Raw genomic sequence first — 22,747 nt, forward strand, 5'->3', positions numbered from 1 at the left:
TAGTTGTGCTAAATCGTCGGCGGCGCTCTAATGGATGCAGCAGCAGCGAAGCGGCCCTGGCAGTGAGGAATCCCATGAAGGCTCTCTACAAATCCGGACCCCACGAAGGGTTCGAACTGGTCGAACGTCCCGAGCCTGAAGCGGGCTCCGGCGACGTCAAGATCCGCGTGATGACCACCGGCATCTGCGGCACGGACCTCCACATTCAAAGCTGGGACGCCTGGGCCCAGGGCATCATCGAAGCGCCCCTCATTGCCGGCCACGAGTTCTATGGCGAAGTAGTGGAAATCGGCGAGGACGTCCGCGACGTCAAAGTTGGGGACAGAGTCTCCGGCGAAGGTCACGTAGTGTGCGGAATCTGCCGCAACTGCCGTGCCGGTCGCCGTCAGATGTGCATCCACACGGTATCCGTTGGCGTGCAGCGCGATGGTGCGTTTGCCGAATACGTCGTCATCCCGGAGACCAACGCCTGGGTCCACCAGGACGAATCTGTCACCCCGGAACTTGGCGCCATCTTCGATCCCTTCGGCAACGCAGTCCATACTGCCCTCAGCTTCCCGCTGGTCGGCGAGGATGTGCTCATCACGGGCGCCGGACCTATCGGCCTGATGGCAATCGCTGTCGCCCGCCACGCAGGTGCACGAAAGATCGCCATCACGGACGTCTCAGCTCCGCGCCTGGAGCTCGCGCGCCAGATGGGCGTTGACCTCGCCGTGGACGTGTCCAAGATGCGGGTCCGTGAAGCACAGCAGGAACTGGGCATGCGCGAAGGTTTCGACATCGGTCTGGAAATGTCGGGACACCCCACCGCGCTGCCTGAGATGATCGACAACATGAACCACGGTGGCCGGATCGCCATGCTGGGCCTTCCCAGCCAGTCCATCGACATCGACTGGGGCAAGGTAGTCACGCACATGCTGACGCTCAAGGGCATCTACGGTCGCGAGATGTTCGAAACCTGGTACGCCATGAGCGCCATGCTGTCCTCCAACCCCGTGCTGCACCGCAGCATTTCCGCTGTCGTGACGGACAAGCTGTCCGCCAAGGACTGGGAAAAGGGCTTCGAAATTGCCCGCAACGGTACGGGCGGCAAAGTGGTCCTTGACTGGACTGAACTCTAAGAGATCCCCCGACTTTCAGACGTACTGAGGAGCACCATGTATTCAGCCATCAAAGACCAACTCCAGGGCGAACTCGACGAGATCCGGAGCGCCGGCCTCTTCAAGACCGAACGCCACATCGATTCCCCGCAGGCCAGCCACATCGCAGCCGGCCAGCTTGGCCAGCCGGCCAACAAGGTCCTGAACTTCTGCGCAAACAACTACCTGGGCCTGGCCGACCACCCGGAGATCATCGCCGCAGCCAAGTCCGCCATGGATGAGCGCGGTTTTGGTATGGCGTCCGTTCGGTTCATCTGCGGAACCCAGGACCTGCACCTGGAACTCGAAACCCGCGTCTCCAAGTTCCTGGGCACCGAGGACACTATCCTGTTCTCCAGCTGCTTCGATGCCAACGGCGGCGTGTTTGAGTCGCTCTTTGGCCCTGAAGACGCCATCATCTCCGACTCCCTGAACCACGCCTCCATCATCGACGGCATCCGCCTCAGCAAGGCCAAGCGCTTCCGCTACGCCAACCAGGACATGGCAGATCTCGAAGCCAAGCTGGTTGAGGCCGAGGGGTCCCGCCGGAAAATCATCGTCACCGATGGTGTCTTTTCCATGGACGGCTACCTCGCACCGCTCGAAGCTATTTGCGATCTCGCGGAGAAGCACGACGCCTTGGTCATGGTGGACGACTCCCACGCCGTCGGCTTCATGGGCCCCACCGGCGCCGGCACTCCGGAGCACGCCGGTGTTTCTGAACGCGTGGACATCTACACCGGTACCTTCGGCAAGGCCCTCGGTGGCGCCTCGGGTGGTTACGTCTCCGGCCGTGGCGAGATCGTGGCAATGCTTCGCCAGAAGGCCCGCCCCTACCTGTTCTCCAACTCGCTTGCCCCGGCCATTGTTGCGGCCACCATCAAGGCGATCGAGCTCGTGCAGGAATCCGGCGAGCTGCGGACCCGCTTGTTCGAGAACGCAGCGCTGTTCCGGCGCCGCATGAGCGAGGAAGGCTTCGAGCTCCTCGACGGCGAGCACGCCATCATCCCCGTCATGTTCGGCGATGCCGTTGTAGCTGCCAGGGTCGCTGACGAGATGCTCAACAACGGCGTCTTCGTCACTGCCTTCAGCTTCCCGGTGGTTCCCAAGGGCGTGGCCCGGATCCGCGTGCAGCTCTCGGCCGCGCACAGCGCGGACGACGTCGAAGCCTGCGTTCAGGCGTTCGTCAAGAGTCGCGCCGCGGTCGCCTAGGCAGTCGCTCTCTCACGTCCCGCGGGTTCCAGCCGATCGCTCTCTCACGTCCCGCGTGTTTGGGCCGGACGCTCTCTCATGTCCCGCGGGTTCCAGCCGATCGCTCTCTCACTTCCTTGTGGCAAGTGAGAGAGCGTGGGGTTGGCGGGATTGCCGTGGGCCAAGATGTCCACGCCCGGCTACGGTCTGACAGGATGGAGCTATGGCTTCGAATTATGACGTGGTAATCGTTGGCGGCGGCATCGGGGGACTGTCCTTGGCAGCAGCCCTGGCAGGCAAGTGCACTGTGGCCCTTGTAGAGGCGGAGCAAACCCTGGCCTTCCACACTTCCTCGCGCTCGGCCCGGCAGCTGATCCCCAGTTATGGTCCGGCAGTGGTTCAGGACCTGACCATCCGCACACTCGAAATGCTGGCAGAACGGGACGCGGAGGCAGCAGAACCAATTCTCAATCCGCGCGGCTTCATGCTGGTGGGCGACGAGGAAACCGTGCGTGCAGAGGCTAGCGGCAACATGCACACCATCACCCACGAAGAAGCCATGCAGCTGTGCCCGGCCCTCAACCCGGATTCGTTCACAGCCGCAGGGTTGGACAACGGTTCCTTCGGCTGCAACGCCCCGTTGTTGCTGGACGATCACCGCCGGACCGCAGAAGCTGCGGGCGTGGACATTATCACCGGGGCCAAAGTTCACTCGGCCCAGCGTCTGGGGAGCGGCTGGCAAGTGGGGGCGGGCACCGAAGGCTTTCAGTCCGGCGTCGTGGTTAATGCGGCAGGTGCGTGGGCCGATGAACTGGCTGTCATCAGCGGCGTGGAGAAGCTGGGCCTGCAACCCTATCGGCGGACCGCCGCGATCGTAAACGTCCAGAACCCGTTGACGCCGGAAACACCCATGGTTTGTGCAGCTGACGATTCGTTCTACTTCCGCGCCGAGGGCAACCAAGTGCTGATATCGCCGTCGGAAACCGTGCCCAGCGGCGCGGAGGACGCGAAACCCTACCCCGGTGACGTGGAGGCGTTGATCGGCAAGCTCAACGCTGTAACATCGCTGGGCATCCGTTCTGTGGACCGCGCATGGACGGGCCTCAGGACAGAAGCCGCGGACGGAATCCCTGTGGTGGGGTTCGACGCCGAAGCATCCGGCTTCTTCTGGCTCGCCGGACAAGGTGGCTACGGTTTCCAGACATCCTCCGCCATCGCGGAGCTGGCCGCAGCACTCATCCTCGGCGACGTCACGCCCGACAGTCCGGAATCCCGGACAGCGGAGCAGCTCGCGGCCGCACGTTGGTCCATTCGGCGCTGAACAATAGGGTCATGAGCGCAACCAATCCAACCACCACCCTCATCACCAACATCGGCGAATTGATGACCCAGGACCTGGAGCATCGGGTCCTCAAGGATGCGGCGATGGTGATCGAAGGAGAGCGCATCGCGTGGTTGGGGACCAGTAAGGACGCCCCCGCGGCTGACGAAAAGATCGACGCCCAGGGCCGAGCCGTCCTGCCCGGTTGGGTTGATTCGCACTCGCACCTTGTCTTCGCCGGGGACCGCACGGCGGAGTTCGAAGCCCGCATGGCTGGTGAAAGCTACAGTGCCGGCGGCATCGCCGTCACCACGGGTGCCACGCGCAGCGTCAGCGACGACGAACTGACCCGCCTGGTGCGCGACCGCGTGGCTGAGGCGGTCTCGCAGGGAACCACGTATTTGGAGAGCAAGACCGGCTACGGCTTGGACGTGGAGAACGAGGCCCGCAGCGCCCGCATCGCTGCAGCTGAAGTGGACGAGGTCACCTACCTTGGTGCACACCTGGTCCCCAACGGCTCCGATCCGGAGGAGTACACCGATCTGGTGTGCGGCCCCATGCTCGACGCCGTCCTGCCGCACGTCCGCTGGGCGGACGTCTTCTGCGAGCGCGGGGCCTTCACGGAGGATCAGTCGCGTCGGGTCCTGACGGCTGCGCGCGACGCTGGCCTGGGGCTGCGGGTCCACGGCAACCAGTTGGGCGAGGGGCCCGGTGTGGCCCTGGCTGTGGAGTTCGCGGCTGCGAGCGTGGACCATGTGAATTACCTGTCGGATAAGGACGTCCTGGCGCTCGCGGAATCGTGGGCTGGCTGGGATCCGGCAACGGGGAGCGGCACCAGAGGCACGGTTGCTACGTGCCTTCCCGCATGCGATCTGTCCACCCGCCAGCCCTTTGCCCCGGGCCGTGCACTGATTGACGCCGGCGTGCAGATCGCTCTGGCTGCCAACTGCAATCCGGGGACCTCGTACACCAGTTCAATGGCGTTCTGCGTGACCACTGCGGTGCTCCAGATGCGTTTGAGTGTTCACGAGGCCGTCCGGGCGGCGACGTACGGCGGCGCCTTGGCGCTGGGCAGGGAGTCGGGGAACGACGTCGACGGCGAACGGGCGGTGGGTTCGCTGGTCGTCGGACATCGCGCAGACCTGCATATGCTGAAGGCGCCGTCGGCCACGCACTTGGCCTACCGTCCCGGGATTCCCCTGACTCATTCGGTGTGGCGGGCGGGCGTCCGGGCTGTCTAGCACAACCACAAGACAGGGGCGGCGTTCCGGTGGGAACGCCGCCCTTCTTTACTGAGGGAAAGATGGACTATGCGCAGCTGAACTTCGCGTCCGCCCAGTCGCCCCAGTCGTCGCCAGCGTCGTCGCCGTTCTTGTCGGCGATCAACTCGACGTTCTGGACACCTGTGATGTCCACGTTGAGGGGTAGTGCTGCGGAATCGGCGCTGAGGACGGGCGTGCGGAGGAGTTCGCGGCCATCGCCCTTGACGATGAACACCACTGATCCGTGCAGGCCTTTGTTCAGCTTGGCGTCGTCCACTCCCACCGAGGCGGTGAAGGCGTTGCATTTGGCTTCGGTGGCGATGCTGATTTTCGAGTCGGCGTGGACTCCAATGCCTTTGGCATATTCGACGCCGTCCAGCCGCAATGCTGGTCCGTCACCGGCGTTTTGCTCGCCATTGGCCCGGTCCCGTTCGGCGGGGCCCCAGCCGTTGGTGCTGCCGATCCATGGGAGGTCCGATGCGAAGACGCTGCCGGAGAGGACGGGGGCCGGAGGTTCCTGCGGGGTGGTCGAACAGGTGAACTTGGCATCGGCCCAGTCTGCGTGGTCGTTGCCGTTGGAGTCGCCGGCGTCGTTGGCTACCAGTTCAACGTATTGGGCGCCGGTGACGTCCACGGTCAGTGGCAGGGGAGCGCTGGTGGCTCCAAGTATGGGTGTGGTGACCTTGGTGGTGCCGTCGGCTACCACGGAGAACTTCACGCTGCCCCGCGTCGGTTGGGCGTCATCAATTCCCACTGTTGCTGTGAAGGCGGTGCAGTAGCCGCCGAGATAGTAGCGGACAGTACCGTTGGCGTGGGCTCCCAGGCCTTTGGCGTAGACGGTTCCGTTCAGGGTGAGTGGCGTTCCGTCGCCGGCCCCGGTTCCGCCGTTGGATTGGTCCTTTTCAACAGGTCCCCAGCCGTTGGTGGAGCTGACCCAAGGGTGGTCGCTGGCGAACACGGTGGCCTGGGGCGGCTTGGGCAGTGTCCGCACGGTGGTGGTGGTGCTGATGGTTCGGCCTCCCGCGGGCGAAGCAGTAGTGGTGTAGCTTGCCTTGGCCGTGATGGGGTAGTCGCCATCAGCAGAAGCGGGTGCGGTGATCTTCCATGTGGTGGTGAGCGTACCGCCGGCGGGGAGGGTGTCCGCGGAAGACGGTGTGGAAGGAGTTGCCGTCCAGCCTTCAGGCAGTTCCAAAGCAACGGCGAGGTCACTGATGGCTGCCGGTTCGTCGGACACAAATGTGGTGACGAACTCCTGGGCCTTGCCTTGCTGGACTACGTCGCTCTGAAGTTCTGCCGAGAGTTGGGCACAGGCCGGGACGGCTTCCGAGGCGCCCAGGTCTTCCACCAGGAAGTTGTCCAACGTGAAATCAGAACCGTTCGAGCTGCCCGTGCGCTGCAGCCCCACAAAGTAGTCTCCACAGAAGCCCGTGTCCAGGATCTGCTCGAACCGCGCGGTGGACGTCTTCGCGTCGATGGGCTGGCTGGCCGTCACGGCCGGGCCTGCCTGCGAGTCATAACCGGAAACCCAGGCGTACTGCCCGGCTTTGGAGTTCTGGTAGTCGAAGGACACCCTGTATTTGTGGCCCGCTTGGAACGGCACGGATGCCTCGGTGGTGCGGTAGACCAGGCCCGGGCCGCCGTTGGGAGCGAGGTTTTCGTCATGGGCGATCAGCGACCACGTGCCGTCCAGTACTTCGTCGATCACGTTGGTGTCCCAGCCCTTTTGGGTGAAGGGTTCGTGGCGTTCGGTGATGTGGGTGCGTGGATCCGTGGAACCTCCGGCGTCGCCCTTGACGAACGGCCCCCAGCCTTGGTCCACGTTTTCGAAGTCTTCGCTGAGCACACCGGTGGTGGCCACCCGGGTGGTTTTCACCGCCCGGAAGTCATCGACGCGTACCGTGGCATCGCCGTCGGCCGCTTTCACTGAAACTGTGGCTTTGGTGTTGTTCCGCGGCACGTCCACCAACACCCGCACACGCTGGAATGCGGTCCCGTGCTTTTCGTCGCCGGCCACGTAGTTTTCCGCGTTGGACGAATCGATAGTGACGCTTTCGGTCTTGCCGTCGACGCTGACGGAGAGCGTGGTGGGACGGTTCTTGCCCGGCTGGATTTCAATCCAGGCGCTGACGGATTGGGTTCCTGCGTCCAGTTTTACTTCCTGGCTGATCGACGACGGCGATGCCCCCATCTCGGCGAAACGGCGGCCTTTGTCGTCGCGGACCTGGGTGACAGTGCCCGTGGGGGTCCATGGGGAGAGGTCTGCGCCGTTGAAGCCGGGATCGTTGAAAGCGGTGCCCTCGCCGAAGTCGGCGTTCTTGGGCAGGTCGGCCTTGTTGTTCTTCGGGGCAAGGACGTAGGCCTGCTTGGGGTCGGCCGTGACGGTAACCTGTCCGTTGACCACGGGGACGTCGGCCACTTTCACACGTCCGTTGTCGGTCAGCTTGAACAGTTCCAGCGAACTGGACTTGGCGAAGTCCTGAGTAAGGGTCCAGGTGCTGGCGCCACCGGCGGGGTTGTAGTGGTAGAGCTTGTCAGCCTTGCCGTTCTCCTTGGAGGACCACGGCAAGAGGTAGGTTCCACCCTGCAATACGGATGCGCCGCCCACGGTGATGTTGCGTTCCTCGGCGGTGTTTCCAGTGACGGCCACACCATCGGCGAGGTCGATCCGCTCTGCAGTCCACTTGGTGATGGGGTGGTGCTGGAGGAACTTCGCCGGCACGTTGGCGGTCCAGACGTTCTCGCTGAAGGCGTTGAAGTCGTTCTGTCCCGTCCAGCCTTCGAACTCCACGATGTGGCTTACGCCGAGCTTGGGATCGGGGTTCCAGACGTCTGACTGGGTGTTGTTGATGAAGCGCAGGATTTGGGAATTGATGCCCTTGTTGGTGGAGCCACCGTATTTTTCGTCGTTGGCCCAGTGGGACCAGGTGTTGTTCCGGGACAGGTGGTCGGTCCATTCGGAGCCCACACGGAACCCGTTCTTGACGAGTTCCTGCTGAAGCCGTTCGGCGAGCCAGCCGAACTCGTAGTAGACGTCCACGTACACGAAGTCCAGGTTCTTGTCTGTGGCCTCGCGAAGTTCCTTGATGCGCTGGGCGAGCTTGCCGGAGTTAATGTCCTGGCGCTGGTTCATGTAGTACGACTGGTCCAGCCAGTTCCAGCCCAGGCCCTTATCTGCCCGCAGGAGGTCTTCGCTGAAGGACTTCGCTTCAGGGTAGATCTCAGTGGCGTTGATGTGGACGCCGAAACTGGCGTTCCATTCCTTGCCTTCCTTGACCAACGTGTTCAAGTCCCCGAGGCCGCCTGCGCGGGTGTTGAAGTTGTTGCCGTAATCCGTGTTGGCAGAGTCGTGGCCTTCGCTGGTGTAGCCCTTGAGCATGGCTACTTGTCCGAGCCCGTCGGTGGCCAGGGAGATGCGCTTCACGTCATCAAGGGTGCGCAGGAACGGGTGGGTTGCCTGCGAGGCGAAGTTGAACGGGATGTGGGTGATCACATTGTCCGGGGTCTGTTCACCCTTGTTGGGGCTGACCTGGATGGACCTCATGGCGATTGCGGCGTCCTGCCAGTCCACGCCGCCGTCGTTGTTGGCGTCAGAGGTGATGGCGACGCGGGTCCAGGGGAGTTCCTCGGTAGTGGTGGAGCCCTCGGCCCGGTAGAGCCACTGGCCGCTGGCCACGCCCATGGACACTCCGCCTGCCCCGTCGCTGATGGCTTGGCGCCAAAAGCGGCCGCGGTCCTTCGAACCGGGCCCGGAGGACGTGTCATATAAAGCGTTGGATTCGACGGCGGCACCCAAGGAAGCAGTGTTGGCCAGCGCGTAGGCCGAACTCTTGGCAGCGGCATCCAAAGGAGTGGACGCCGTGATGGGCGTGAACTCGTCTCCCGTCACGCTCCGGTCCACGGAAAGGTTTGCCGTGGACACCTGGGATCCTTGCTGCGTGGAGCTTACGGTCACCAGGTTCATCCGGGGGAGTTGCAGGGTTCTGACTTGGTGTTCCGCGGAGTCCTTGATTTCCGTGATGTTGAAGGAGACCACGTTCTTCTTCACTGAAAGCCGGGCCTTGAGCACGGTGTTGCCGAACTCGGGAACCGTAAGGACGTAGTCCCTTGCCTCTTCCCCGGAGGCGGAGGATGTTCCGGAGACTGTGTACTCCGTGCCATTGAGCGTGATGGTGGTGAGTCGGGTGGTGGTGCCGTCGAGGCGGGCTTTGCTTGCAGCGTCCGTGTAGCCGAGGACTTGAGGGAAAGTGGTGGCGACGTCAACGTGGAGTTCGCCTGAGGTGATGGTGGCAGTGTCGGCAGCGCTGACGATATCTGCTGGTTGGGTGGTGGGGGCTGCGGCAGCGGGCGGGATGGCCAGCAGACCTAAAGAGGATGAGGCGACGACGCAGGCCAAACTCAATGAGGCGAGGCGTCCAGGGGATGACAAGCGGGGCATTATGCTCCTTCTTGATTTTTCCAAGCGATTTACAATCATGTTCTTTCGGACCTGACCAACACTGCTGCATGAGACAGGAATTGACAATAGTTAACAGCCGGTTAACTTAAGTGCACATCAGAGAACACGTTTTCCCCGTTTTGATACCCCTCTGTCACGTGCTCGCTGATTGCGTGGTCCTTGCACTCAGGTGATCCTTGTGAGATCGAAAATGATCGTTTAGTGTTTCTATAGATCAGAAAACGTCATTTGGCTGAGCGGGAGCGGGATACACGATGAGCGAGAACACACTGGGCGCCTTCATGGAAGAAGAGCTGGTATCCCAGCCCGAAGTTTGGCAGCGCGCCGTGGAGCAAGCCCGTGCGGAGCAATTGCTTCCCGCCGACGGCAAGCGCATCGCCGTGATCGGTTGTGGCACGTCCTGGTTCATGGCCCAGAGCTACGCCGCTGCACGCGAATCCGCTGGTAAAGGGGTCACGGATGCGTTCGCAGCGTCCGAGGCCTTCCTGAACAGCAACAGTGCCGACCGCCAGTACGACGCCGTTGTGGCCATCACGCGCTCAGGTACCACCACTGAGGTGCTGGAGATTCTGGCTGAGCTGAGGGGGATCGTCCCCACCGTTGCGATCATCGGCGACACCTCCTCACCGATCGTCGAGCTGGCGGACGTCGTGGTTGGCCTCCCATATGCCGATGAGCGTTCAGTGGTGCAAACCCGCTTCGCCACCACGGCGCTGGTTTATTTGCTGACCAGCCTGAACATTGACGTACAGCAGGCAATCGAGGATGCCCGTGACGCAGTGACGGCAGAGGTCTCCCGGGAACTGCTCGATGCTGAGCAATTCACCTTCCTCGGTACCGGTTGGACGGTTGGGCTGGCCCATGAAGCCGGACTGAAAATGCGCGAGGCAGTCCAAGGGTGGACCGAGTCCTACCCGGCCAAGGAATACCGTCACGGCCCTATCTCCATCGCCGCCCCCGGCCGCGTCACCTGGTTGTTCGGAAACCAGCCCGAGGGCTTGGACGCTGACATGGCCGTCACGGGCGCGCTCTACATCACCACGGCTAAGCACCCGTTGGCTGAACTGGCACGTGTCCATAAGGTAACCCTGGAGCGTGCACGCGTCCGTGGCCTGAATCCGGACCTGCCCCGCAACCTGACGCGCTCCGTTATTCTCGACGCCTCCGCCTAGGCATCCCATCATGGTTCTCGGAGCCGCAAATTCACCGGTCCTGTCCTTCGACGTTGGCGGGACGGACATCAAGGCAGGTTTGGTGGACGCCAGGGGTGCTGTCCTGGGCATGCGCCGCGTCCCCACGCCCCTTGATCCGGCCCGCCCCGGCGAAGCCGTCCTGGACAGGCTGGCCGAGCTTAAAGCCGAGTTGGCCTCGGAGTTTCCCGAAGCCCCCGCCGAGGCAGCAGGCATCATTGTCCCCGGGATTGTGGACTCCGTGGCCGGAGTGGGTATCTACTCCGCCAACCTCGGATGGCGGAACTTCCCGTTCAAAGCTGAAGCCGAAAAGCGGCTCGGCATCCCCGTCGCATTCGACCACGATGTCCGTTCCGCTGCAGCTGTTGAACACAGCTTCGGCGGGTCCAAAGAGTTCAACGATGTTGTGGTGATGGTGGTAGGTACCGGCATCGCCGCAGCCGTGTTCTCCGGCGGCAAGGCTGTCACCGCCGGCGGTTTCGCCGGCGAACTCGGCCATGCCCAGGTACCGGACCCCGACGCCGCCCCCGGCGCCACCGGTTCCACCATCCTGGAAGCAGTAGGCTCGGCCGGCGCCATTGCCAAGCGGTACCACCGGGCATCGGGAAACCGGGTGAACGGTGCACGCGGGGTCCTGCTTAGGGCGAGCGCAGGAGACACAGTCGCTGCACGCGTTTGGGACGATGCCGTTGATGCCCTTGCTTTCACCATCTGCCAATGCGTGAACATCATTGGAACTGAAGCCGTGGTGATTGGCGGCGGACTCGCCGAAGCCGGCGACGAACTGCTGGAGCCGCTCCGCAAGCGGGTTGACGGGATCCTGGACTTTCAGCGTCGGCCCCAGCTCATCCGTGCCCAGCTGGGACAGGACGCAGGCTTGCTTGGTGCGGCCATGAACGCCAGGGCAGTGTTAGGAGGTGCACAATGAAGCGAGCCAACGTGAACCGCATCATCACCGTCACTGCCAATCCGGCGATCGACATGACCTACACCGTCCACGGGATCACCGAGGGCTCAAGCCACCGCGTACCCACCCCTTTGAGCCGTGCCGGCGGCAAGGGCATCAACGTAGCCCGGGTCACCCACCAACTCGGCTACCCCGTCCTCGCCATTGCCCCTACGGGCGGCGCGGCAGGACAGACCCTGGCAGCCGAGCTGTGGACCAGCGGCGTGCCGCACACCCTGGTGGGTGTGGCCGCCGAGACCCGTCGCAGCATAGCGCTGGTGGACACCGTTGCCGGAGAAACGTCCATTTTCAATGAGGAGGGACAGTCGCTCCTGCCGGACGATTGGCGCTCACTTCGGATCGCCGTAGTTGAGGCGGTCAGCGGAAATAGAAACCTGCAGGCCTCTGTCCTGGTCGGTTCGGGAAGCCTGCCACCGGGCGCTCCCGCGGATTTCTACCCGGAACTGGTTCGCTTGGCCCACGACGCCGGTATCCCGGCCATCATAGACACCTCCGGTCCCGGGATCATCGCCGCAGCCAAAGCCGGCGCCGACATCCTCAAACCGAACCATCACGAGCTCGCTGAGGCGACGGGGGAGTCCAGCCTGGAAGCAGCGGCCCTCGCGCTCATCGATATGGGTGCCCGCACGGTCCTGGTCAGCGCCGGCGCGGACGGCATGCTCGCCTTCGACCACGCCGCCCCGGGCGGCTACTGGAGCGCACGGCTGCCGGAAGCGCTCAGCGGCAACCCCACAGGGGCGGGCGACGCCGGTGTGGCGGCTGCCGCCGTCGCACTCGCCGAAGGCGTTACCGAGCCCCGCGACATTCTTCGCCGTGCCACCGCATGGTCGGCCGCGGCCGTTCTCATGCCCGCCGCAGGCGAAATCTCACCGCGGTACCAGGAACTTCAAGAGCAATTGATCGTCACATGGAAGGAGACCCGGTGACCCTGGTCAATACACGGGAACTCATGGACAGGGCCGCGTCAGCTGGCGCGGGCCAGGGCGCCTTCAACATCATTCACATCGAAACCGCCGAAGGCCTGGTGGCAGGGGCTGAGGCAGCCGGCGTGCCGTTGATCCTGCAGATTTCCGAGAACTGCGCCAAGTACCATGGTGGACTTGAGCCCATCGCATCGGCAGCACTGGCCATCGCCCGCTCAGCCGCTGTCCCTGTTGCCCTCCACCTGGACCATGCAGAATCCGAAGACCTTGCGCTGGCCGCTGTGGACCTCGGTTTCGGTTCCGTCATGTACGACGGCGCGCATCTGCCCTACGGTTCGAATGTGGAAGTCACGCGAAGGGTTGCCGCCTACGCCCACAAACGCGGTGTTTACGTGGAGGCCGAGCTGGGAAAAGTGGGTGGTAAAGACGGAGCACACGCTCCCGGTGTCAGAACAGACCCCGACGAAGCCCGGGCGTTCGTCGAGGCAACAGGCGTGGACGCCCTGGCCGTGGCGGTTGGCTCATCCCACGCCATGACCGAACGCAGTGCCGCCCTGGATCTGCACCTCATCACCAGGCTGAAGACAGCGGTGGGAAAACCACTGGTCCTCCACGGCTCATCCGGTGTGTCAGATGACATGCTCATAGCCGCTATCCGCGCGGGTATGACTAAGATCAACGTATCCACACATTTGAACGGGTTCTTTACCCGCGCCGTCCGTGAGTATCTCGATGCCAATCCTGCAGTGGTGGATTCCCGGAAATACATCAAGGCCGGCCGTGAAGCCCTTGTGCTGGAGTCTGCACGTATGCTGACGCTGTTCGCCAAAGCGAATTAGCGCCGAACCCGCGAAAGGCTTGTCATGACCCGCACCGATCGGCTGACTGCCATACTCGACCTCCTGGCCGAGTCCGGCCACGTGGAAGTCGAGGACATCGTGACCCGCCTGGGCGTGTCACCTGCCACGGCCCGTAGGGATCTTGACAGCCTTGCCAAGCAGCGGCTGCTGAGCCGCACCCGCGGCGGTGCAACCACCGGGTCCGTCGCCTACGACCTTCCCGGCCGGTACAACCGGGACGACCACGCCGAGGCCAAGCAGGAGATTGCTTTGGCCGCTTCAGCGTTGATCCGTCCCGGTGCAGTCATTGGCCTCAGCGGCGGTACCACCAACACGGCATTGGCTCAGGTGCTCTCCACACGGGAAGACCTCAACGCGCCATCCCACACACCCACCCTTACCGTGGTCACCAATGCGATCAACATCGCCTCACAGTTGGCTGTCCGGCCGAACATCAAAATCATGGTCACCGGTGGGATCCTCAATCCGCGCTCCTATGAACTGGTGGGTCCGTACACGGACGTCATCATGCAGAAAGTTGCCCTGGATATTGCGTTCATTGGCGTCAACGGCGTGGACCCGGATCTTGGCCCCACCATTACGGACGAAGGCGAAGCCATGGTCAACACCGTGATGGCACGCCGGGCAACAGAGTCCTATGTGGTGGCCGATTCCTCAAAAGTGGGCCGCCGTTCCTTCGCCGCCATGGCCGGCTACGATTTTAGGCACCTCATCACGGACTCCGGCATCAGCGCCGAAAACAAAGCGGCGTTTGAAGCCAAGGGAACGGAAGTCATCGTCGCGCCAGCCAGCTGATATTTGGCCGCAAGGAGAAGCTAGAAGCGCATCCTTGGTGCGTGCAGGACCGAGTCGTCTACCTCCCTGGGCACCCACTGGCTGAACGGTATATCCAGGCTGTACTGGTCGTCGTCGTTCTTTATCAAGGTGCGTAGCTCGGCGTTGTCCGGGTTGTTGAGCGATTCGAAGTATTCCACGGTCCAGTGGAACCATCGCATGCAGAACAGGCGCATGGTCAGCCCGTGAGTCACCAGGAGGGTGTTGGGGGCGTACGTAGGCTTCTGCCAGTGCCGGTACAGCGTCTCCATGAACGATGACACCCGGTCGTACACATCCGAGCCGGACTCGCCCTCGCGGAACCGGTAGAAGAAGTGGCCGTAGAGGTTGCGCAGTTCCTTTTGGTCCTCGATCTCCCCGGCGATTTGAAAGTTTGCCCAGTCCTGTTCGCGAAGCCTGGGTTCCTCTATGACCCTCTCCACCAGGGAGCCGAGGTTCATGGCTTCAAGGGTCTGATAGGCACGCAGGTAGGGGGAGACGTAGACGCAGACCTGCTCACCATCGAGCTTTCGGCGCAAATGTTCCCCGGCAATCCTCGCCTGCTCCACGCCTAAGTCCGTCAGCGGGATGCGGTAGTCCGGCACACGGTTGTAGATGGAGGTGTCGGCATTAGCGGCAGACTGTCCATGCCGGATCATGAAGATTCTCTCAGGGGCGCCCATCCCACCAAGCATAGGGTGGCTGCCGTGCCAGGTCCGGCAAGGTGCGCTGTTCCCGGCAAAGTGGCAGGGAGTAAGGGCAAGATAGGAACATGTTCCTTGCTTCCCGTCGACGGCTGCGAGCCGAAGTACTTATTGTGCTGGGTTTGTCCCTGGGCCAGTCGGCCGTTTACTCCGTAGTGCAGCTGCTGGACAAAATGTCCCGGGCACCGTTGGCAGATGCCACATCAACGCTGAACCGCTCCCAGAGCACGCGCGAGTACTTTGACCTCACGTACCAACTCCTGGACATCGTGTTCGCTCTGGTGCCGGTGGCCTTGGTGTTCTACTTTCTGTCCACCCACGCACCCGGACACAAGGACGGTGGCGGTGGCTCAGCGTTCGCACGGCTCGGCTTCAACTTTGCCCGTCCCGGCAAGGACCTTCTTCAGGGTCTTGGCCTGGCGGCTGTGATTGGAATCCCCTCGCTCGGCCTGTACGCCGCCGGCCGCGCCCTGGGCATCACCACGGCGATTGTGCCCAGCGGCCTGGACGCCTATTGGTGGACGGTGCCAGTGCTGATCCTCTCGGCCATGCGCCACGCGATCGTGGAAGAAGTGATCGTGGTGGGCTACCTCATGGACCGTTTTGGCAAGTTCGGATGGAGCATGCCGGTAGCCATTGTGGTCAGTGCCCTCCTGCGGGGGAGCTACCACCTGTACCAAGGTTTTGGGCCGTTCATCGGCAACGTGGTCATGGGGTTGGTGTTCGCGTGGATCTATACCAAGACCAAGCGGGTCATGCCTTTGGTGATTGCCCATGCATTGCTGGACATCGTAGCGTTCGTAGGTTTCAGCCTGTTCGGCAAGGCGATAGGCCTCGGTTAGAGGGGTGTTAAAGGTATTCGGCCGCCATCGCTGGGTGACGTCATTGGCACCCGCTGATGGCGGCCGAAGTTTGGATGGAACTGCTTTAGATGGTGACGGCTCCAGTAGCGGTTTCGAAAGTGACAGCCAGGATGCCGGGGGTGCCGTGCGGTGCCATCCACTGGACTGCGACATCCTCAAGCGGCTTTTCCACCGGCTCACCCAACCACTCGGTGACGCGTTCAGCCGAGCCCGCAATGGTGAGGCTGGACATCTTGACGTCGCTCTCGTAAATCCTGGACGGGTGAAGTGAGGGGTCGCCCTCCCACTTGAGCAGGTACGGCACCTGGGGATCGGCGATCAAGCCGAGGATACCAATCTGCTGCCACACCAATTCGCGGCCGTCAGGGAACTTGCGGTTGCCCGGAACGGCGGAGCGGCCAAGGCGGTCCTCGAACGGGGCGAGGTCATCAACGGCGACGCACCAGCCCATCCAACCTCCACCGGCAGCCGACCGTGCACGGACGGCTTGGCCAAAGGGTGCTTTGTCGGAAGCAGGGTGGTCCAGGACCTCCACAACTTCCAGGTATTTGTTATCCGCGAGGGGAATGATCATGTTCCGGGTACCGAAGCGCGGGTGCACTCCGCCCCGGACAGCGTCCACTCCCAATGCCGCGGAAATTCGTTCGGTAGTGGCCAAAAGGCCATCTCGTTCACAGGCGTAAGAGACGTGATCCATGCGCATGGCTTCATCTTGGCACTTTGTGATCAGTGTCTCAGCTAAGTCAAGCCTAACTAAGGTGGGATCTGTGTAATTTTCGCTATGGGCGTCATGCGAGGACGCGAAGAGACCGAAAGATTCCATCGGCGTCATAAAGCTGTTCTGACTTCCGGACAGTTCCTAGACTGGCCCCAGTTCAGCTGCACCACACTGCTGCCAAACCCATGCGTCACGAACAGGAGAACTCCATGTCCCAAGGATGGTCTTTCGAAACCCGCCAAATCCACGCAGGCCAGGAGCCGGACTCAGCCACCGGAGCGCGCTCGCTTCCCATCTACCAGACCACGTCCTTCGTGTTCCCCAGTGCCGAGAGCGCTGCCAACCGCTTCGCCCTGGCGGAGCTCGCACCCATCTACACCCGGATCGGCAACCCGACGCAGGATGCCGTGGAGCAGCGGATCGCGAGCCTGGAAGGTGGCCTGGGAGCACTCCTGCTTAGCTCAGGACAAGCCGCGGAGACGTTCGCCATCCTGAACATCGCTGAGGCCGGCGACCACATCGTGGCGAGCCCCAGCCTGTACGGCGGCACCTACAACTTGCTTGCACACACTCTGAAGAAATTCGGCATCTCAGTCACCTTCGTGGAGGACCCGGACAACCTGGATCAGTGGCGTGACGCCGTCCAGCCGAACACCAAGCTGTTCTTCGGCGAGGTTGTCTCCAACCCTCGGCAGGACGTGCTGGACATCGAGGGCATCGCACGCGTCGCCCACGAGGCCGGCGTGCCCCTGATCGTGGACAACACCCTGTCAACGCCGTACCTCATTCGTCCCATCGAGTGGGGCGCTGACATTGTGGTCCACTCGGCAACCAAGTATCTGGGCGGTCACGGTTCCGCAATTGCCGGTGTGATTGTGGACTCCGGCAACTTCGACTTCGGCAAGGACCCGGAACGCTTCCCCGGCTTCAACACCCCGGACCCCAGCTACAACGGGCTGGTTTACGCCAGGGACCTCGGCAAGGACGGTGCGTTGGGTGCCAACCTCTCCTACATCCTCAAGGCCCGCGTCCAGTTGCTTCGTGATCTCGGCTCGGCCGTGTCTCCGTTCAACGCCTTCCTCATTGCCCAGGGGTTGGAGACCTTGAGCCTGCGCGTGGAGCGTCACGTAGCGAACGCCACCAAGGTGGCTGAGTGGCTTGAAAGCCACGACGACGTCGAATCGGTCGCCTACGCGGGCCTGCCATCCAGCCCGTGGTATGACCGTGGCCGGAAGTACGGACCCAAGGGCACGGGGGCAATCGTTGCCTTCAACATCAAGGGTGGCGTGGAAGCGGGCAAGCGTTTTGTGGATGGTCTGGAACTGCACTCGCACGTTGCCAACATAGGTGACGTCCGCTCGCTGGTCATCCACCCGGCGTCGACGACGCACAGTCAGCTGACCGCGGAGCAGCAACTTGTTGCGGGCGTCAACCCGGGCCTGGTGCGCTTGTCCGTCGGTATCGAGCACGTAGATGACATCATCGCGGACCTCGAAGCCGGATTCCGGGCTGCCAAGGGCGCCTGACGCCCACGGCCCAACGCACCAGACCGACTGCCGCCCGCGCCGACGAAAATTCGCCGGGCGGCAGTGGCGGTGCTCGTAGGCGAACGAAATGACCTTTGACCGTCACACTGTTGTCACATTCTTCGCCAGAACCCCCCTGTGTTTCCTAGACTCTTCGTATTAGGTCATGAGTGCCAGCACACAGCCCCGGCTTGCTGGCCGGCAACCCTCCTCCGCGGTGGGGTGCCCCGGGTGAAGACCTGGCCTGTTCGCACGCAAGGCGACGGGCAAGCGCGAGGTTAAGGTGTCAAAGGAATGACCATTACTGCTACAGCCCTTCCAAAATCCGGAGAAGAAGATGGAACCGTCAAGTACGCCGGCATAGGCCCACTGGAACTTGAAGCCGGCGGATTCCTCCCCGACGTCGTACTCGCCTATGAGACCTGGGGGCAGCTGAACGCGGATGCCTCCAACGCGGTGCTCATCCAGCACGCACTCACCGGCAGTACGCACGTAGCCCGCGGAGCCACGGACGAGGAAGGATGGTGGGAGCAACTCGTTGGTCCGGGTGCCACCATCGACACCAACAAGTTCTTTGTCATCTCCATCAACATCGTGGGCGGCTGTTACGGCAGCACCGGTCCATCATCCGAAGCCCCGGACGGACGCCCGTGGGGCTCGCGATTCCCGCTGGTCACCCTGCGCGACAGCACAGAGGCAGAGTCGCGCCTCGCCGATACCCTGGGAATCGACGCCTGGCACGCCGTATTGGGCGGATCCATGGGCGGCGCACGCGCCCTTGAGTGGGCTGTGACATACCCCCATCGGGTCAAACGCTGCGCAGTCATCGCAGTAGGCGCCTACAGCACGGCCGAGCAGATTGCTTTTGCCCAAGCACAAACCCTGGCCATCAGGCAGGACCCGAATTTCAACAACGGCGACTACTACGGTGGCCCCGCGCCTGAGCACGGTTTGGCTTTGGCCCGGCGCATCGCCCACATCACCTACCGCTCGGCACTGGAGCTGGACGTCCGCTTTGGCCGGCAAGCCCAGCACCAGGAGACTCCGCTCGCCGCCGCAGCATTGGGCGAGCGGGGCCGGTATCAGGTGGAAAGCTACCTGGACCACCAAGGAACCAAACTGGTCCGCCGCTTTGACGCCAACAGCTACATCGCCATCACCGAGGCACTGATGTCCCACGACGTCACCAGGGGGCGCGGATCGTTGGAAGCGGCGCTTTCGGGTGCCACGGCGGAGTTCTTCGTGGCGGCAGTGGACAGTGACAGGCTCTACTTCCCGGCCCAGTCCCGGGAACTGGCCGCTGCGCTGCCTGGCGAGGTGCCGGTCCACGTCATTGAAGCGCCGATCGGCCATGATGGCTTCCTCACCGAAATCGGCCAGCTCTCAGCCCAGCTCCGCGAAGCGTTTTTCGCCTAAACGCTGGTGTGCTGACCCTGCTTAAACGGCAAGGAACGTCCGATGCCAGGCAGTTCAGCCATTCATGATCTCGCCGCGCTGCCGCATGTAATCCTCCATGGCGATCTCGCCGTTGCTGAATTTTGTATCCAGCTCGGCCAGCTTGCGAGCCCGGTATCCTTGCGGCTCGGACCCGCTCGTCGAGGCGAACGGGGTGGGGGAGGACGGGTTCGACGGCGGCACGGACTGCGGCGCGTCATCCACAGGGCGGATGACGGTGGGCTCGGACGGGTAGCCCGGGTAGCCCGGCGAAGGGTACCTTTGCCCGGGGTAGCCCTGTCCCGGGTACTCCTGCTGCTGGTAATTCTGCGGCGGATACCCCGGGCCCGGCAGGTTCTGCGGCGGGTACCCCGGGCCGCGGAAGGTGTCGTTCTGGATCCGGCGCGCCCGGGAGCGGTTGTACATGCGGATTCCGAGGGGAATCAGCCACGAGCAGACGATGATCCAGAAGATCAGATTGTTCACAGTGCAGGCCTCCTAGGTCTTAACCCAGCTTAGTCCTGCCACCTGGACGCGGCCCGTCTCCCGGAACAAGCCCCGGCTATTTCACACCAGCTTGGTCTCCATGCCCAGGAACAGGCCGTAACGATCCGCCTCGGCCTGCAAGGCGTCCTGCTCTTCCGCAGTTGCCGGCCGGTTCATGCGGACATCGAGTTCGCAGGCCCCTCCGGAGAAACCGTGGCGCCACCATCCGGCCAGCCTGCCGTCCACCAGGACCACGTGCATGGGTCCGTTGTCCTCGGGGAAGTAGGGAGCCGTTCCACCAAGGAAGTGCCGGGACTGTGAGTAGCCCATCACGTATTCGTCGTAGCACTGGATGAGGTCCAGGCGGGGGAGCCCGCCGTCCTGGATCGCTGAAGAATGGTGGCCGTTGGTGAGAGCCCCCACTTCTTCAGATGCCAGATAAAACTCCAGGCCATCAAAGTGAACAGTGCCCAGGCTCCCGGGGGAGATCTCCTCAGCCACATCGATTCCCCGCTTCACGTCTTTCATGGTCAACCCGGACCACACCGCACAGTCTTTGACTGTTGCGGGGCCCCGGCTGCTGAAGTATCGCAGCGCCAATTGCCCAAGTGCCTGTTCACGATCCTCCCCGGCCAACGGTGAGGTTAGGAACCCGGGAACGCGTTCCTCGAACAAGGCATACGTTTGTTTCAGGGCGCCGCCGGCGGAACGGACGGGGGAGCCGCTGACCAGGACACGGCTGATTTCTGCGTGCATGAGGTGATAGATGAAGCCCAGGCCCTTGCTGGGGAAGCCGGCTTGTCCCAGGACTGCGGCCAGTTCCTCCCGCGTTTTGTGGGCCCCGTCCGCCACGGCCGCGGCCAGGATCCGGCCGCTTGCGGTAGCAGCGTCCTCATCGATTCCCGTCTGGCGGTACATGCCTTTGTTGCCTTGGTGGAGGCGCTCTGCGGACAATCCCATCAACCAGCCGAGGTCGTCCCGGTGCACGAAGTGCCAGGTGGGGCGGAGGATGTGTGTCCGCAGGATGGTTCCGTCCGCTACGGCCTGCTCCACGTCCGCGGCCGTGACCACCGGTGGCGAGCCGGCGGAGCTTCTCTGCGCAAGGGTCCACCTCGCATAAGCGAACTCCTGTGACTGGACGGCCAGGAGGTTACGGACCACGTCCGCGGGGCCTCCGGCGTGGGGGGCCCGCAGTTGTTGCCGCCGGAGCCGTATCCGCCGGACGCTCTCCGCGGACAGGGAGCTACCACCCGGCATGGCGGACCTCGCGGCGAAGAAGCGTCACGTCAGCGGCGTGGCAACAGGGTGCCGGTGGAACCGAAGACGGGACCCGGCGTCGGACGTTTTGGACTGATGCCATCGCCGGAGGACCGATGCCGAAGCCTCCGGATCACCCATGGGACAAAGTACTCGCGGGCCCAGACGAGGTCCGAAGACCTCGCCTCACGCCACGTGCGCGGCGGCAGGGACTTTGGCATCAGGGGCTCAAGAGTGTGGTGGACGTTCAGTGCGTCCAGCACCATCATGGCGATGGTGTGGTGGCCCAGCGGGGAGAAATGCAGGCGGTCGGCATCCCACATTTGGGGGTCTGCCAGCTGCCGCAAGGACCACATGTCCGCGATGATGGCGTCGTGGCGTGCAGCCACGGTCCGGAGGTTCTCGTTGTAAATGGCAACCTTGCCGCGGATACGCCCCAGAACCGATGCTGCCGTGTCCGGGCCGTTGAAAAGGACCACGGTAGCGCCGCCGGAGCTCAGCTCAGCCACAGCGGCGTCGAGCTTTTCGGCCAATAGGTCGGGATCCCCGCCTGGGCGGATGAGGTCGTTGCCGCCAGCCGAAATGGACACCAGGTCCGGCTGCAGTTCCAAACACGGGCCCACTTGTTCATCGATGATCTGCTGCAGCAGCCTGCCACGGATGGCAAGGTTGGCATAGGCGAAGTCCTCTTGACCGCGGCCCAATTCCTCGGCCACTCGATCCGCCCAACCACGGTGGCCGCCCGGGTTCCGGGGTTCGGGATCGCCGATGCCCTCGGTGAAGGAGTCACCCAGGGCCACGTATCGGGTCCACGGGTGGTTTTGAACGGGTTCGTGGGGCTCCGGGACGGGCTCGCCCGGCTTCAGTAATGGATTGTTCTCACTCACGCTCATATCCTGCCCCGTGACGTCGACCCTACGCCACCGTAGGTTGTTACTTGTGGGTAACTGCAAGAATGGAGCCATGACTGAAGCACCCGCCTTTCCAGCCCCCGTTGTCCTGTGGTCCCACGATGAAGCCGAGCGCGCAGGCAAGCCGCTGTTGGTCCTGCTGCACGGCTACGGCTCCAACGAGGAGGACCTCTTCAGCTTGGCCGGGTTGCTTCCCGAAGGCTTCGTAGTGGCTGCCCTTCGCGCGCCGATGCCCATGGGGCCGGGCTTTACGTGGTTCCCCCTGACAGCATCCATCGACTACTCGCTGGACGCCGTGAAGCACGCAGCCGAGTATGCGCTCGAATGGCTGGACACGGTCAAAGCGAACCACTCGTCGGTGACATTGCTGGGCTTCTCCATGGGCATGGCCATGGCCACCACCATGCTCCGCTACCGTCCCGCGGACTTCGCCGCCGTCGTCGGGCTTTCAGGCTTCGTGATCGACGCCGGCGCTGACGCCGCCTTCCGGGACAGTGAACTGGACGGATCGTTGCCCATGTTCTGGGGCCGTGACCAGCAGGATCCCGTCATCACCCAAGACAAGATCGAATACACCATGGGTTGGGTGCGCAAGCACGTTGACCTCACCAAAGTGCTCTACACGGGGATGTGGCACGGCATCAACCAGCAGGAGATCGGACACGTGGGCGAGTTCCTCACCCATAAGGTCCTCACTGATTGAGTTTTTGTACAGATAACGCCCCT

The 22,747-nt window shown here is 63.0% G+C and carries 19 protein-coding genes and 1 riboswitch; of the genes, 13 read left to right on the top strand and 6 right to left on the bottom strand.

Features of this window, described 5'->3' with window-relative positions:
• Window positions 1–74: 74 nt before the first annotated feature.
• From tdh to hutI, 4 genes are all read left to right on the top strand, one after another.
• Window positions 75–1,121: an L-threonine 3-dehydrogenase gene (gene tdh / locus ACZ5J0_RS06505; protein ID WP_142939752.1), complete on the top strand. Its 1,047-nt coding sequence runs from the start codon at window positions 75–77 to the stop codon at window positions 1,119–1,121.
• A gap of 36 nt (window positions 1,122–1,157) precedes the next feature.
• Window positions 1,158–2,351, top strand: coding sequence for a glycine C-acetyltransferase (locus ACZ5J0_RS06510; RefSeq protein WP_142939751.1), 1,194 nt, complete (start codon window positions 1,158–1,160; stop codon window positions 2,349–2,351).
• A gap of 202 nt (window positions 2,352–2,553) precedes the next feature.
• Window positions 2,554–3,651: an NAD(P)/FAD-dependent oxidoreductase gene (locus ACZ5J0_RS06515; RefSeq protein WP_464094446.1), complete on the top strand. Its 1,098-nt coding sequence runs from the start codon at window positions 2,554–2,556 to the stop codon at window positions 3,649–3,651.
• 11 nt (window positions 3,652–3,662) lie between these two features.
• Entirely contained in the window at window positions 3,663–4,892 is a 1,230-nt protein-coding gene (gene hutI / locus ACZ5J0_RS06520; protein WP_464094447.1) for an imidazolonepropionase, read from the top strand.
• A gap of 67 nt (window positions 4,893–4,959) precedes the next feature.
• On the opposite strand, the gene ACZ5J0_RS06525 is transcribed toward hutI, so the two are convergent.
• Entirely contained in the window at window positions 4,960–9,348 is a 4,389-nt protein-coding gene (locus ACZ5J0_RS06525; protein ID WP_464094448.1) for an endo-alpha-N-acetylgalactosaminidase family protein, read from the bottom strand.
• A gap of 275 nt (window positions 9,349–9,623) precedes the next feature.
• Between ACZ5J0_RS06525 and ACZ5J0_RS06530 the strand changes: the two genes are divergently transcribed.
• From ACZ5J0_RS06530 to ACZ5J0_RS06550, 5 genes are read left to right on the top strand one after another with little or no spacing between them, the layout of a single operon-like run.
• On the top strand, window positions 9,624–10,541 hold the full coding sequence (locus ACZ5J0_RS06530) for an SIS domain-containing protein (protein ID WP_142939745.1): 918 nt from the start codon (window positions 9,624–9,626) through the stop codon (window positions 10,539–10,541).
• Between the two features lie 10 nt (window positions 10,542–10,551).
• Window positions 10,552–11,487, top strand: coding sequence for an ROK family protein (locus ACZ5J0_RS06535; protein WP_142939744.1), 936 nt, complete (start codon window positions 10,552–10,554; stop codon window positions 11,485–11,487).
• Window positions 11,484–12,452, top strand: coding sequence for a 1-phosphofructokinase family hexose kinase (locus ACZ5J0_RS06540; protein WP_464094449.1), 969 nt, complete (start codon window positions 11,484–11,486; stop codon window positions 12,450–12,452). Before ACZ5J0_RS06535 ends, ACZ5J0_RS06540 begins: the two co-directional genes overlap by 4 nt.
• A complete protein-coding gene (locus tag ACZ5J0_RS06545; protein WP_142939742.1) occupies window positions 12,434–13,288 on the top strand; it encodes a class II fructose-bisphosphate aldolase in 855 nt (284 codons plus the stop codon). Before ACZ5J0_RS06540 ends, ACZ5J0_RS06545 begins: the two co-directional genes overlap by 19 nt.
• A gap of 24 nt (window positions 13,289–13,312) precedes the next feature.
• Complete coding sequence (locus tag ACZ5J0_RS06550; protein ID WP_166843056.1) at window positions 13,313–14,104, top strand: DeoR/GlpR family DNA-binding transcription regulator; 792 nt, start codon at window positions 13,313–13,315, stop codon at window positions 14,102–14,104.
• A 20-nt stretch (window positions 14,105–14,124) separates the two neighbouring features.
• Here ACZ5J0_RS06550 and ACZ5J0_RS06555 read toward each other — a convergent pair whose 3' ends face one another.
• Window positions 14,125–14,805: a histidine phosphatase family protein gene (locus ACZ5J0_RS06555; RefSeq protein ID WP_142939740.1), complete on the bottom strand. Its 681-nt coding sequence runs from the start codon at window positions 14,803–14,805 to the stop codon at window positions 14,125–14,127.
• 89 nt (window positions 14,806–14,894) lie between these two features.
• Between ACZ5J0_RS06555 and ACZ5J0_RS06560 the strand changes: the two genes are divergently transcribed.
• Window positions 14,895–15,668, top strand: coding sequence for a CPBP family intramembrane glutamic endopeptidase (locus ACZ5J0_RS06560; protein ID WP_166843058.1), 774 nt, complete (start codon window positions 14,895–14,897; stop codon window positions 15,666–15,668).
• A gap of 85 nt (window positions 15,669–15,753) precedes the next feature.
• Here ACZ5J0_RS06560 and ACZ5J0_RS06565 read toward each other — a convergent pair whose 3' ends face one another.
• Window positions 15,754–16,392, bottom strand: a complete 639-nt coding sequence (locus ACZ5J0_RS06565) for a VOC family protein (RefSeq protein WP_043469963.1) — start codon at window positions 16,390–16,392, stop codon at window positions 15,754–15,756.
• A 224-nt stretch (window positions 16,393–16,616) separates the two neighbouring features.
• Between ACZ5J0_RS06565 and ACZ5J0_RS06570 the strand changes: the two genes are divergently transcribed.
• Together ACZ5J0_RS06570 and metX are read left to right on the top strand one after the other, a co-directional pair.
• Complete coding sequence (locus tag ACZ5J0_RS06570) at window positions 16,617–17,933, top strand: bifunctional o-acetylhomoserine/o-acetylserine sulfhydrylase (RefSeq protein ID WP_223942152.1); 1,317 nt, start codon at window positions 16,617–16,619, stop codon at window positions 17,931–17,933.
• 162 nt (window positions 17,934–18,095) lie between these two features.
• Window positions 18,096–18,212, top strand: a riboswitch (SAM riboswitch).
• 15 nt (window positions 18,213–18,227) lie between these two features.
• A complete protein-coding gene (gene metX / locus ACZ5J0_RS06575) occupies window positions 18,228–19,349 on the top strand; it encodes a homoserine O-acetyltransferase MetX (protein ID WP_223942153.1) in 1,122 nt (373 codons plus the stop codon).
• 54 nt (window positions 19,350–19,403) lie between these two features.
• On the opposite strand, the gene ACZ5J0_RS06580 is transcribed toward metX, so the two are convergent.
• The 3 genes from ACZ5J0_RS06580 to ACZ5J0_RS06590 all read right to left on the bottom strand — a co-directional run bounded on the left by ACZ5J0_RS06580 (window position 19,404) and on the right by ACZ5J0_RS06590 (window position 22,003).
• Window positions 19,404–19,853, bottom strand: a complete 450-nt coding sequence (locus ACZ5J0_RS06580; protein ID WP_464094450.1) for a hypothetical protein — start codon at window positions 19,851–19,853, stop codon at window positions 19,404–19,406.
• A gap of 81 nt (window positions 19,854–19,934) precedes the next feature.
• Complete coding sequence (locus tag ACZ5J0_RS06585) at window positions 19,935–21,110, bottom strand: winged helix DNA-binding domain-containing protein (RefSeq protein WP_464094451.1); 1,176 nt, start codon at window positions 21,108–21,110, stop codon at window positions 19,935–19,937.
• Between the two features lie 29 nt (window positions 21,111–21,139).
• Window positions 21,140–22,003: an SGNH/GDSL hydrolase family protein gene (locus ACZ5J0_RS06590; RefSeq protein ID WP_464094452.1), complete on the bottom strand. Its 864-nt coding sequence runs from the start codon at window positions 22,001–22,003 to the stop codon at window positions 21,140–21,142.
• A 70-nt stretch (window positions 22,004–22,073) separates the two neighbouring features.
• Between ACZ5J0_RS06590 and ACZ5J0_RS06595 the strand changes: the two genes are divergently transcribed.
• Entirely contained in the window at window positions 22,074–22,724 is a 651-nt protein-coding gene (locus ACZ5J0_RS06595) for an alpha/beta hydrolase (protein WP_142939733.1), read from the top strand.
• Window positions 22,725–22,747: the final 23 nt, after the last annotated feature.

The organism is Arthrobacter sp. DualSoilB13 (genome assembly GCF_055389195.1).

Bases quoted from the DNA above. Each gene is read 5' to 3' on its own strand.
- tdh (WP_142939752.1), top strand. From the start codon at position 75: ATGAAGGCTCTCTACAAATCCGGACCCCACGAAGGGTTCGAACTGGTC.
- ACZ5J0_RS06510 (WP_142939751.1), top strand. From the start codon at position 1,158: ATGTATTCAGCCATCAAAGACCAACTCCAGGGCGAACTCGACGAGATC.
- ACZ5J0_RS06515 (WP_464094446.1), top strand. From the start codon at position 2,554: ATGGCTTCGAATTATGACGTGGTAATCGTTGGCGGCGGCATCGGGGGA.
- hutI (WP_464094447.1), top strand. From the start codon at position 3,663: ATGAGCGCAACCAATCCAACCACCACCCTCATCACCAACATCGGCGAA.
- ACZ5J0_RS06525 (WP_464094448.1), bottom strand. From the start codon at position 9,348: ATGCCCCGCTTGTCATCCCCTGGACGCCTCGCCTCATTGAGTTTGGCC.
- ACZ5J0_RS06530 (WP_142939745.1), top strand. From the start codon at position 9,624: ATGAGCGAGAACACACTGGGCGCCTTCATGGAAGAAGAGCTGGTATCC.
- ACZ5J0_RS06535 (WP_142939744.1), top strand. From the start codon at position 10,552: ATGGTTCTCGGAGCCGCAAATTCACCGGTCCTGTCCTTCGACGTTGGC.
- ACZ5J0_RS06540 (WP_464094449.1), top strand. From the start codon at position 11,484: ATGAAGCGAGCCAACGTGAACCGCATCATCACCGTCACTGCCAATCCG.
- ACZ5J0_RS06545 (WP_142939742.1), top strand. From the start codon at position 12,434: ATGGAAGGAGACCCGGTGACCCTGGTCAATACACGGGAACTCATGGAC.
- ACZ5J0_RS06550 (WP_166843056.1), top strand. From the start codon at position 13,313: ATGACCCGCACCGATCGGCTGACTGCCATACTCGACCTCCTGGCCGAG.
- ACZ5J0_RS06555 (WP_142939740.1), bottom strand. From the start codon at position 14,805: ATGGGCGCCCCTGAGAGAATCTTCATGATCCGGCATGGACAGTCTGCC.
- ACZ5J0_RS06560 (WP_166843058.1), top strand. From the start codon at position 14,895: ATGTTCCTTGCTTCCCGTCGACGGCTGCGAGCCGAAGTACTTATTGTG.
- ACZ5J0_RS06565 (WP_043469963.1), bottom strand. From the start codon at position 16,392: ATGCGCATGGATCACGTCTCTTACGCCTGTGAACGAGATGGCCTTTTG.
- ACZ5J0_RS06570 (WP_223942152.1), top strand. From the start codon at position 16,617: ATGTCCCAAGGATGGTCTTTCGAAACCCGCCAAATCCACGCAGGCCAG.
- metX (WP_223942153.1), top strand. From the start codon at position 18,228: ATGACCATTACTGCTACAGCCCTTCCAAAATCCGGAGAAGAAGATGGA.
- ACZ5J0_RS06585 (WP_464094451.1), bottom strand. From the start codon at position 21,110: ATGCCGGGTGGTAGCTCCCTGTCCGCGGAGAGCGTCCGGCGGATACGG.
- ACZ5J0_RS06590 (WP_464094452.1), bottom strand. From the start codon at position 22,003: ATGAGCGTGAGTGAGAACAATCCATTACTGAAGCCGGGCGAGCCCGTC.
- ACZ5J0_RS06595 (WP_142939733.1), top strand. From the start codon at position 22,074: ATGACTGAAGCACCCGCCTTTCCAGCCCCCGTTGTCCTGTGGTCCCAC.